The organism is Allocoleopsis sp. (assembly GCF_036703385.1).
Classification (GTDB): domain Bacteria; phylum Cyanobacteriota; class Cyanobacteriia; order Cyanobacteriales; family Coleofasciculaceae; genus Allocoleopsis.
On record NZ_DATNPA010000678.1, the window covers coordinates 1 to 11,676 of the forward strand.

An 11,676-nucleotide genomic window follows, 5' to 3' on the forward strand; every position below is an offset into this window, starting at 1 on the left:
CTGAAATCCCTGTGCGAAAGCCTGGAATGGCAAGCCGGGATGATTTGGCAAGTAGACCGTCAAGCTAACGTCCTGCGCTATGTGGAGAGTTGGCAGGCACCCACGGTTAACATCGAGGAGTTCACGACGGCCAACCACCGCACGACATTTTCTCGTGGAATTGGGTTACCCGGTCGCATCTGGGAAAGTGGTCAACCGATTTGGATTCCAGACGTTCTCGAAGATGACAACTTCCCTAGAGCTGTGTTGGCAGCCAAAGGTGGACTGCGGGGAGTATTCGGGTTTCCTATCCTGCTGGACAACCAAATCTTAGGTGTCATTGAATGCTTTAGCAGTACCATTCAGGAGCCTGATCAAGACTTACTCCAGATGATGGCAAGTATCGGGAGTCAGATTGGTCAGTTTATGGAGCGCAAACGCTCTGAGGAGAGACTCGTTGAGAGCCAACAGTTGTTTGTCAGCTTTATGAACCACACTCCTGCTAGAGCTTACATCAAAGACGAAGCAGGGAACTACATTTATGTGAACTCCAAGATTGAGCGCGACTTTAATCGAAAACTGGCGGATTGGGTCGGGAAGACGGATTTCGATTTTATGCCAACTGAGATTGCGCAGCAGTGGCGTGATAACGACCTAGCCGTACTTGCAGCCAACCAACTTGTAGAGAGCGTTGAAACTATACCGCACGAGGAGGGTGAACAGTATTGGATGGCCTTCAAGTTCCCCTTCCAAGACAGTTCGGGACGACGGTTTGTGGCAGGGATGTCGATTGATATTACCGATCGCAAACGAGCAGAGGAAGCACTGCGTGAGCACGAACAACAGCTGAAGCTGGCACTCGATACGGCTAAGCTGGGTTCTTGGCAGTTAGACTTCAAAACAGGTGAACTTTCTTGCTCCGCCCAATGCAAGGCTAATTTGGGATTGCCACCAGAAGCGGTTTTTTCTCACCAGCAATTCATGGCAGCCATCCATCCGGATGACCGCGATCAGGTTCGGGAAGCCGCCGAACATGCGATCGCATCCTCAACCGATTATCAGGCAGAATATCGCACCATCTGGCCTGATGGCAGTATTCATTGGATTGTGGCACGGGGTCGTTGTGTCTATGCTTCCGACGGTAGCCCCCTGCGGATGGTGGGCGTATGCCTTGACATCACTGAACCTAAACAAGCCGAAGTTGCCCTACGTACCAGTGAGAACCTCTATCGCACCTTGAGCGAAGCCGTGCCGGACTTTATTTGGTCTTGCGATGCCCAGGGGCGGACAGACTTCGTGAACTCACGCTGGCTAGAGTATGCGGGGATGACGTTGGAGGAACTCAACGCAGGTGGCTTGGAACAGGTTTATCACCCGGAGGATTTTCCTTGGGTGATACAACACTGGAACCGAGCGAGACAGAATGGGGAAGCCTTTGAGGCAGAATGTCGTTTTCGGCACAAAGAGGGCCTATATCGCTGGTTTATGGTTCGCGCCGTACCCCTCAAAGACGTGGATGGCAACATCATCAAATGGATTGGCACCACGACCGACATCCACAAGCGCAAGCAGACAGAACTAGACTTGCAAAACGTTGAGCAGGCATTACGAGAGAGTGAGTCACTGTTCCGCAGAATGGCAGATGGTGCTCCGGTGTTTATTTGGATGTCCGGTTTAGACGGACACTGTACCTATTTCAATCAGCTTTGGTTAGACTTTGTGGGGCAATCCCTAGAAGAGGCTTTAAGCACGGGTTGGCCTGAGGGTATTCATCCGGACGATAAAGCGTATTGTTTAGAGACTTATCGATCAGCCTTTAACGCCCGCGATCGCTTCCAGATAGAATACCGTCATCGACGCCAAGATGGCGAATATCGTTGGCTCTTAGATGAGGGAGTGCCGTTGTTTAACGAAGATGGCAGCTTTGCAGGTTACATTGGCTCTGGCATTGATATTAGCGATCGCAAGCGAACGGAGCAGGCACAGCAATATCTTGCAGAAGCCAGCCGAGTCCTCTCTAGTTCGCTGGATTACCAAACCACCCTCAGGAGTATTGCACAACTTACGGTTCCTCACTTAGCTGACTGGTGCACGGTTCACCTGGTTGAAGAAGATGGCTCAGTGCAACCACTGGCAACCGCTCATACCAACCCAGCCAAGATCATGTGGGCGAACCAGATGAATCAAAAGTATCCTGTTGCTCTAAATGCACCGCGTGGTATAGCCCAGGTCTTACGCACCGGGCAATCAGAGCTTTACCCCGACATTCCCGATCACCTTTTGGTGGAAGCCGCCCACGATGCAGAGCATTTGCAAATCCTGCGGGAAGTGGGCTTTAAGTCGGTGATGATGGTGCCTGTATCAACGGGTGGACGAACGCTGGGCACGATTTCCTTCATCTCAGCTGAATCAGGTCGTCGTTATGACTCAGCCGACCTGTCACTAGCCGAGGAACTTGCCCGTCGTGCGGCTCTAGCGGTAGAGAATGCCCGACTCTACCAACAAGCACAGCAGGCACGCCAGACGGCTGAGCAAGCCGCTGAGTGTACAGCGCGTTTACAAGCGGTGACGGCAGCCTTCTCGGAAGCCCTCACCCCTGCCCAAGTCGCTGAAGTTGTTGTGAATCAAGGAATTGTTGCCCTGGGAGTCAGGTCTGGCTTTATTGCGCTGCTTAGTGATGACAAGACTTCCTTGGAGATTGTGGAGAGTGTTGGCTTGCCTCAATCGCTGATCGACACTTGGCGACATTTCCCGATTACTGCGCCACTACCTCTAGCCGAAACGGTGCGGACTGGGGAACCGATTTTCAGAGAAAGTATGGAAGAGTTTGTGAGTCACTATAGTATCCTGGCGAATGCACCAGCGAGCACGGGGAATCACGCCTTCACTTACATCCCCTTGACAGCACAGGGACGCATCCTAGGGGGAATGAGCTTTAGCTTTGCCGAGGCTAAAAAGTTTAGTGAAGAGAATCGGTCATTCATTCTCACCCTAGCCCACCTGTGCGGTCAGGCGATCGCACGCGCCCGCCTCTATGAAGCAGAAAAACAGGCTAGAAGAGACGCTGAAGCCGCCAACCGGATTAAAGATGAATTCTTGGCGGTACTGTCCCATGAGTTGCGATCGCCCCTCAACCCCATCCTAGGTTGGACAAGCCTGCTGAGGTCACGCAAGTTTGATGAAAAAGCCACTGATCGCGCTCTAGAAACCATTGAACGCAATGCTAAGTTACAGGCCCAACTGATTGAAGACTTATTAGATGTTTCCCGCATTCTGCGAGGGAAACTCGTCTTAAACGTTGCCCCTGTTAACCTGATAACGACCATTGAAGCAGCGATGGAAACGGTGCGATTGGCAGCCCAGAGCAAAGAGATTCAAATTCAGACCGTGTTTGAGCCGAATGTCGGGTCAGTTGCCGGGGATTCAAATCGCTTACAACAAGTGGTATGGAACCTGCTCTCCAACGCCATCAAGTTCACACCCCCAAGGGGACGGGTGGAAGTTCGGTTGGAGAAGGTGGAAGAAGGGTTGCAGGTTAGTAAGTTACAGGTTGAAGGTTCAAATCCTATGGAGAAGGTGGAAGAAGGGTTGCAGGTTAGTAGGTTACAAGTTGAAGGTTCAAATCCTAATATTCAACCTTCAAACATTCAACCTTCAACTCAATATGCTCAGATCCAAGTTAAGGACACAGGAAAAGGCATTAGTCCAGAATTTTTGCCCCACGTATTTGAGCACTTTCGTCAAGAGAACAGCAGCACAACCCGACAGTTTGGGGGACTGGGGTTAGGATTAGCGATTGTTCGCTATCTTACAGAATTGCATGGTGGGTTTGTCCAAGCCGAAAGTGCGGGAGAAGGTTTAGGGGCAACTTTTACGGTTCGGCTACCCTTGATGGTGGCGGTTCAGGAGACGACTCAAGCACCCGCCCAACCGAACAGTTTGGCTGATTTGTGCGGACTACGGATTCTGGTTGTGGATGATGAAGCGGATATCCGAGAATTGGTCACGTTTGTTTTAGAGCAGTCTGGAGCTGAAGTTACAGTAGCCGCATCTGCCCAGGAGGCTCTGGTTGCTTTGAATCAATCAATACCCGATGTGCTGCTTTCTGATATCGGAATGCCAGAGGTAGATGGTTATATGCTGATGCGTCAGGTAAGGGCTTTGTTAGCAGAAGGGGATGCCCAAGAGCTAGCTATGTCGTTAGCGATCGCGTCTAAGCAAGGTGAAGCCCAGCCGCCCAAAATGAAAATGCAGGCGATCGCACTGACGGCTTATGCGGGAGAGTATGACCAGCACAAAGCACTCCAAGCCGGGTTTCAATTGCACCTGGCTAAACCTGTGGAACCTGAGGTGTTAGTTAGAGCGATCGCACGTTTGGTCGGACGTGGTTAATTTAAGGCTTGAGCCAAATCTTCTATCAAATCGTCTGGATGTTCAAGACCCACAGAAACACGCAGTAAATTATTGGGAGTTTTTGTTCCTACTCCTTCAATGGAGGCGCGATGTTCGATGAGACTTTCCACACCACCCAAGCTGGTTGCTCTAGTAAACAATTTTACCTTTGCTGCAACGTCGAAAGCTTTCTCACGTCCTCCTTTCACTTGGAACGAAAGCATTCCTCCAAAGACGTGCATTTGTTGCTTGGCAATCTCATACCCTGAATGTGTTGGAAGTCCCGGATAATGCACGGCCTCAACTTTGGGGTGTTCACTTAAAAATGTTGCTACCTTAAGAGCATTTTCTGAGTGGCCTCTCATGCGGTAGGGTAATGTTTGAATCCCTCGGAGAACCAGCCAAGAGTCGAAGGGAGAAGCTACGGCACCACCAATGGTTTGAATTTTTCGGAGGGTTTTAAATAAGTCATTTTCCACCTTGGTAATGACCACCCCTCCCATAACATCGCTATGCCCACCCAGATATTTGGTCGTAGAATGGACGACTAAGTCTGCACCGCATTTGAAAGGATTTTGCCCCATTGGCGTTGCCCAAGTATTATCGCAGACACAAAGAGCATTCGCCTGATGAGCGATGTCTGTAATCTTCCCAATATCGGTAATCTTAAGCATGGGATTGGAGGGTGTTTCCACCCAAATTAGCCGAGTGTTAGGCTCAAGTGCTTGCTCGACAGCAGTAGGATTGGTCATATCAACAAACGTGACTGACAAATTCCAAGGAACAAAAATTTCTTTCAACACAGATGCGGTTCCAGAGTAAGCATCTAAGGGAGCAATCACATGGCTTCCGGCCTGTAGCGATTGGAATATGCTCATCGTTGCCGCTGAACCCGACGAGAATGCCGCCGCCGCAACTCCTCCCTCCAACTGATACAAACATTGTTCTAAAGCTTGCCGATTGGGATTATTGTCTCGGATGTAGTGATAGCCCTGGGGATAACTGCCATCTGCCTGACGCTCGAAGGTAGTAGACAAATAGATCGCAGGTGTAACGGCTGCTGTCGCTGGATCGATGCGATGACCAGCATGTACGGCTAGTGTTTCAATCTTCATAGGCTATCCCTGCTTTGACCAAGAGTTTCATGAGTGTTGTTTGCTTGTTCAGTCTACAGGACATGCACGCTGGACAGCGCTAGGGCGTGTTGTCAAACCCCTAGATCCCCCCCAGCCCCCCGATGAATTGGGGGGAGAATAAATTCAAAGTCCCCCTTTTTAAGGGGGATTTAGGGGGATCTCATCGCTATAAACGAAGCGAAATGAGTTTGAAGACACACCCTAGTCCTATCAAAGTCAGGACTTATACAAAGTTGCGTTCGTACATAACCGCTCTTAACGGTTAGAAGGGGAGGATGTCACAATGAAGATTGTATTAATAGGGAAGTTATTTACTTCAGGGATTTCGGATGTCTGTTGTTTCCACCGTTACTGTCACCGTTCCCGCCACGACGGCTAATTTGGGGCCAGGATTTGATTGCATTGGTGCGGCTTTAACGCTACACAATCAGTTCAAATTTACGTGCCTTGATGTGTCTACCTCTGCACCAGGACAGGAAACAGGGGTGGTGAGTATCAAAGTCACGGGGGAAGAAGCCGATCGCGTCGATACCAGTGCAGAGAATCTTGCCTACCAAGCTTTCTTGAAGTTATATCAGCATATCAGTCAGGCACCACCACCCGTACAGATTGAAATTGAGCTGGGTGTGCCGCTAGCCAGAGGACTGGGCAGTTCAGCGACGGCAATTGTCGGTGGACTCGTGGGTGCAAATCAACTGGCAGGGCAACCTCTAGATAAAGTAGAGGTGATGAATTTAGCGATCGCAATGGAAGGACACCCAGACAACGTCGTCCCAGCCTTCATCGGAGGCTGTTGTCTCGCGGCTGAAGATGGGGAAGCCACGAAGACATGGGAAATCTGTGACATTCCTTGGCACTCCAATCTTGTCCCAGTGGTGGCGATTCCCGATTTTGAACTGTCTACATCAGAAGCCCGCAGAGTTTTACCCTCGGACTATAGCCGTGCCGATGCTATTTTTAATACAGCGCATCTGGGTTTGTTGCTGCGGGGATTGGAGACGGGGCGAGGGGATTGGTTGCGAGTAGCCCTGCGCGATCGCATCCATCAACCTTACCGTAAAGCCTTAATTCCAGGCTATGATGCCGTTCATTCTGCTGCTTTAGCCGCTGGGGCTTATGGAATGGTAATTAGCGGTGCTGGCCCTACTCTCCTGGCTTTAGCTGATACCAAATCAGCCCCAACGGTTACCACCGCAATGGTAACGGTGTGGAAGGAAGAGGGCATAGCGGCACAGGTGCGATCGCTCTCGCTTGATACCCAAGGCGCAAGAATACACTAGACCTATCTTGAAAGTCTAGTTTCATCCTTCGTTGTGAGCGACAGCTCATGGTGTCTCTTGCAAAAAGCCTGAAATGCCCCCTAAATCTCCTAATTCTGGGGGACTTTGAATTCCGGTTCCCCCAAAGTTGGCTACGGTGTACACTACAAGTCCTCTGGTTTGTGTATTAGGCGATCTTGCCCCCTAAATCCCCCAATTCTGCGGGACTTTGAATTCCGGTTCCCCCCACCCCTCTCGTTCTCCCCTAAGAGGGGAGAGGACAGAGGACGAAGCCTTTGTTTATTGGGGGCTAGGGGGGCGAACTGCAGGATGCAAGAGGCTGATCGGAGATGTGTGTATACGGTAGCCAATGGGGGGTTAGGGGGGCAAAAATCGAATGAGAGCAAGAGGTCTACTAAACAAACCTTCAAGGTTTCCTACGACAGATTCAAGGTTGCTGATCAGCCAGAAAAAACGGTCTTGTTAGCGACACAAGACCGTTTTCGCAGTAAGGGTTAACTCACAGCCAATTCATTGAATCTCGCTAAACTGACATCGATGGACAACGACTTCACCATAATCTGGAACCCAAGCGAGCCATTCGTTGTCAGAGTGCTGGCACAATAACAAGGCTTCGTCATGACTATAGGGACTGGGGGGTTGTTGAAGTTTCACCCAAGTCGAAGAGGGTGCCTCTGGCTCAGTTGTTTTCAGTTCAGGCTGATTAGACCAATACTGGTGATGCAAGCGCTGTGGTAGCGTCACTGCTGATGGATACAAATCGAGCTTCATCGGTGTATTTCCTTAAATTATTTTCTGCTATGGCGATTCGGCTTTGTCGGTGCGAGTTCGCGACGTTAGGAGCGTTAGCTGCTCTCAAAGAGCTAGTGCGATCGCTCTAGGGTAGGAGTACAACCACTCCTTGGCTACTGTCACACCCGGCTTGACTCAGGCAAATACCTGGTCAGAAAGAAGAACTAATATTATTTCTGTATCTAAGACTACAGAATCTATTTTTAGGGGGCAAGTAAATGTTTAATAACTTTACGTTTGCCGATTTCTTCAGCCCATGAGTTGGAGAGGGTAAGTATTGTACAAATGCGAGGGGTCAGAGTCATAATTGATCGCGTCAACCAGCCTCTACCAATTGATGAGTGCCACATCTGAGGCTAATTTTGTCCAAAGGATCACCTGTCAAATCTTTCTCACTAGAGAACTGCTATTGCTTCCTGCTCGGCTATAGGAGTCATGGAATAGTGAAGTAGGATGCTGTAGCGTCCTCACTCATACTTCATTAGCAATAGTCGGCGTACCCATCCCAACCCAGGGAATACAGGATTAAAACTCAACTGCTAGTTTTTGTGTAAGGAAATCAGTGACCAGTCAGAAAATTGACCATAAACGCTCTAAACTGTCAAAAACCCCTCATCCCCGGAATTGGTTCTGGCTAGGCTTTGGCTTAAGTGGAGTGGCAATGCTGTCAGCGACAGTGGGTGCCCTGTTAGCCGTATCGTTTTCCTTAACACCTTTGCTGCAACGTCATTTGACTCGAGAAGAAGCGGCAATTTTTAGTAAAGGTGGCAGCATCACCCGTAGCAATCTGCGCCTACCAGAGTTGACCCGACCCGTCAATGTCTTGGTGATGGGAATGAGCGTTCTGACAACTGATGTTCGCAATCCTCCTCCAGAAGCGCGAAATTTGAGCTATCAGGCACAGGTGAACTCTTTCGACGGGTTGTCGGATGTGATGCTTTTAGTGCGGTTTGACCCCAAAACTGAAAAGTTGACAGTTCTGTCGATTCCTCGCGATACCCGTGTGGAGATGGATGGGGTTGGTGTGATTAAGATTAATGCTTCCAATGTTAACGGTGGCCCAGCCGCTAGCGCCAGGTTGGTGAGTCAGTTGCTCGCTGGCGTCCAGATTGACCGTTATCTCCGAGTGAACGTCGAGGGTGTGCAAAAACTGGTGGATGCGTTGGGTGGCGTGACGCTTGATGTGCCTAAAGACATGAAATATGTAGACGAGACTCAGCACCTGTATATCAACCTCAAGAAAGGAAGACAGCACCTGAATGGAGATCAGACCCTACAATTGCTACGGTTTCGTCATGATGGGTTGGGAGATATTGGTCGGATTGAGAGGCAACATGTGGTGATGGGTGCGTTGATGGAACAGGCGCTCAATCCTGCAACGGTGACGCGATTTCCTCAAATCCTGTCGGTGGTTCAATCGAACCTTGACAGCAATTTAAGTGTGGAAGAGTTACTAGCTCTGGTGGGTTTTTCTGCCAAAATAGACCGCTCAAATGCGCAAATGCTAACCCTGCCTGGTGAGGCGAATAACATTAGCGTTAAGCGACATGATGTGAGTTACTGGTTGCCCAATTACAAACGCATTCAGGAGATGATGGCACAGTATTTTGACCAAGGTTAGGGAGACAAGGGAAAGGGAGAGAGGAAAAAGCTGGTCAGTTATTTTTGCCAGCTTGTACTATGTGCGATCGCTTACTCACTCCCTGCTTCTCCAGACCCTTGCGAAAAGCCTCCATGTAGGTATAAAAGACTGGTGTAATGTAAAGGGTCAACAGTTGAGAGAACAACAGACCCCCCACCACGGCTAGTCCTAGAGGACGGCGAGCTTCTGCTCCCGCACCAAAACCGAGAGCAATGGGTAGAGTTCCCATCAGAGCTGCCATTGTCGTCATCATAATCGGACGGAACCGCACCAGACAGGCTTCATAGATTGCATCATAAGGGCTTTTCCCTTCCTTCTGTTGAGCTTCAACAGCAAAGTCAATCATCATGATGCCGTTTTTCTTCACGATACCGACTAACAGGATGATGCCGACAAAAGCATAGATGTTGAGGTCAACATGAAACAGCATCAGGGTCAGCAATGCTCCAAACCCTGCCGAGGGTAGACTGGAAAGAATAGTAATCGGGTGGATGAAATTCTCGTAGAGAATACCCAAGACAATGTAAATCACTAGGATGGCGACCAATAGCAGCAGTCCCAATCCAGCGATTGAGGACTGGAACGCCTGCGCCGAACCCTGGAAGCTAGTACTAATGGTGGCTGGCAGCGTCTCACGGGCTGTTTTCTCGATTACCCCAGTTACGTCACTCAGAGATATTCCTGGTTTCAGGTTAAAAGAGATAGTAACAGCAGAGAGTTGACCCAAGTGGCTAATTGTCAGCGGTCCCACTCCCTTAGTTATCGTTGCCACTGCGTTTAAGGGCACCACCTGACCTGTGTTAGAGCGGATGTAAAGCAATTCCAGGGCGCTGGGGTCTTGCTGATACTGCGGATCTAAGCCCATAATTACCTGATACTGGTCTTCCGGGGCAAGGATGGTTGAAACCTGGCGACTCCCGTAGGCATTATTCAGGGCGGTTTCAATCTGATTAGCCGTCAGACCATAAGCTGAAGCTTGGTCGCGGTTGATTTGCACCTGCACTTGGGGATTCTTGACTTCCAAGTCACTGTTGACATCTTGCAGTTGCGGTAGCTGGCGTAGCTTCTCTTCTAAAGCAGGTGCATTCTGGGCGAGGTCTTGGAAGCTAGCACTGGAAAGGGTAAATTGATACTGCGCCTTCGTTTGCTGTCCCCCGATATTAATCGCGGGCGGATTGCTCAAGAACACTTTGATGCCTGGAATCTTGCTCACCTTTGGTCGCAGTTTTTGCACCACCTCATCTGCACTCAGATGGGCAAGTCCAAATGAGTTAGGCTTCACCTGACGGAGTTCGGGGGGCTTTAACCGAATGAATATGCGCCCGGAATTAGCGGCTGCGTTCGGTCCTCCCGCGCCGACACTGGAGTTGCTACCCTCCACATTAGGGTCTTTCTGAATAATCCGCGCCACCGCTTGTTGGTGTTTGACCATCTCGTCGAAGGAAATATCCTGGGCTGCCTGAGTCGTGGCGTTAAGTTGCCCGGTGTCTCCGTTAGGAATGAATCCTTTAGGGACAATCATGAACAGGTACACCGTAGCTACGAGAATTGCAGCAGAGATAACCATCGTCGTGCGATGGTACTTCAGCGATATTTTCAGGCTCCAATCGTAAACCGCCAGCATCCCATCAAAAACACGCTCTGACGCATCGTACAAGCGACTCTTCCAATTTTGACGTTTGGATTTTGGTTTTTGGATTGAAGAGTGTCCATTCTTCCCATTTCCCCTGCTTGCCATCTCCCCTTGCTCATGATGGGGGGAACGCAGAAATCGACTGCACAGCATTGGCGTCAAGCTCAGAGAGATAAATCCAGATGCCAAAATTGCCACAGTCATCGTGACGGCAAACTCACGAAACAGCCGCCCCAAAATGCCGCTCATGAACATAATGGGAATGAAAACGGCTACCAGCGACAGCGTCATGGATAAAATTGTGAAGCCAATTTCCTTAGAGCCATTTAAGGCGGCTTGAAAGCGGCTCTCCCCCATTTCCATGTGACGGACAATGTTTTCTAGCATGACTACGGCATCATCAACCACGAAGCCGACAGCAAGAGTTAATGCCATCAAAGAGAGGTTATCTAGGGAGTAGTTCAGGAGTAACATAATGCCAAACGTCGCCACCAGCGACAAAGGCACCGCCAAACTGGGAATGACTGTGGCAGAGATGTTACGCAGAAACAGAAAAATCACCAACACCACCAGGCAGATGGTAAGAACTAGGGTAAACTGCACATCATTAACCGACTCTTGGATGGGTTGAGAGCGGTCAAAGAGAATTTCCATATTCACCGCTGCTGGGATTTGTTTCTGGAACGTGGGCAAGATTTTCTTGATTTCCCGCACCACTTCTACAGTGTTGGTTCCCGGTTGCCGCTGCACTGCCAAGACAATTGACCTTGTGCCGTTATACCAACTAGCCACCTTGTCATTCTCGACGCTGTCAACAACGCG

6 protein-coding genes are annotated in these 11,676 nt (G+C 49.8%); 3 read left to right on the plus strand and 3 right to left on the minus strand.

Features of this window, described 5'->3' with window-relative positions:
• A partial coding sequence (locus V6C93_RS32150; RefSeq protein ID WP_333480754.1) for a PAS domain S-box protein occupies positions 1–4,371 on the plus strand: 4,371 nt, incomplete at its 5' end.
• Here the strand turns inward: V6C93_RS32150 and V6C93_RS32155 are convergent.
• On the minus strand, positions 4,368–5,486 hold the full coding sequence (locus V6C93_RS32155) for a trans-sulfuration enzyme family protein (RefSeq protein WP_333480755.1): 1,119 nt from the start codon (positions 5,484–5,486) through the stop codon (positions 4,368–4,370). The two genes, V6C93_RS32150 and V6C93_RS32155, sit on opposite strands and share 4 nt — an antisense overlap.
• 350 nt (positions 5,487–5,836) lie before the next feature.
• On the opposite strand from V6C93_RS32155, the gene thrB reads away from it, so the two are divergent.
• A complete protein-coding gene (gene thrB, locus V6C93_RS32160; protein ID WP_333480756.1) occupies positions 5,837–6,787 on the plus strand; it encodes a homoserine kinase in 951 nt (316 codons plus the stop codon).
• 510 nt (positions 6,788–7,297) lie between these two features.
• On the opposite strand, the gene V6C93_RS32165 is transcribed toward thrB, so the two are convergent.
• Positions 7,298–7,558, minus strand: coding sequence for a hypothetical protein (locus V6C93_RS32165; protein ID WP_333480757.1), 261 nt, complete (start codon positions 7,556–7,558; stop codon positions 7,298–7,300).
• 583 nt (positions 7,559–8,141) lie between these two features.
• On the opposite strand from V6C93_RS32165, the gene V6C93_RS32170 reads away from it, so the two are divergent.
• Positions 8,142–9,200 (plus strand): LCP family protein, encoded by a 1,059-nt coding sequence (locus V6C93_RS32170; RefSeq protein ID WP_333480758.1) that lies wholly within the window; start codon positions 8,142–8,144, stop codon positions 9,198–9,200.
• A 34-nt stretch (positions 9,201–9,234) separates the two neighbouring features.
• Here V6C93_RS32170 and V6C93_RS32175 read toward each other — a convergent pair.
• Positions 9,235–11,676, minus strand: a 2,442-nt coding sequence (locus V6C93_RS32175; RefSeq protein WP_333480759.1) for an efflux RND transporter permease subunit, incomplete at its 5' end; no start/stop codon positions are given.

What these genes read in the sequence shown, in the direction of transcription:
- V6C93_RS32155 (WP_333480755.1), bottom strand. Translation starts at nt 5,486, where the DNA reads ATGAAGATTGAAACACTAGCCGTACATGCTGGTCATCGCATCGATCCA.
- thrB (WP_333480756.1), top strand. Translation starts at nt 5,837, where the DNA reads ATGTCTGTTGTTTCCACCGTTACTGTCACCGTTCCCGCCACGACGGCT.
- V6C93_RS32165 (WP_333480757.1), bottom strand. Translation starts at nt 7,558, where the DNA reads ATGAAGCTCGATTTGTATCCATCAGCAGTGACGCTACCACAGCGCTTG.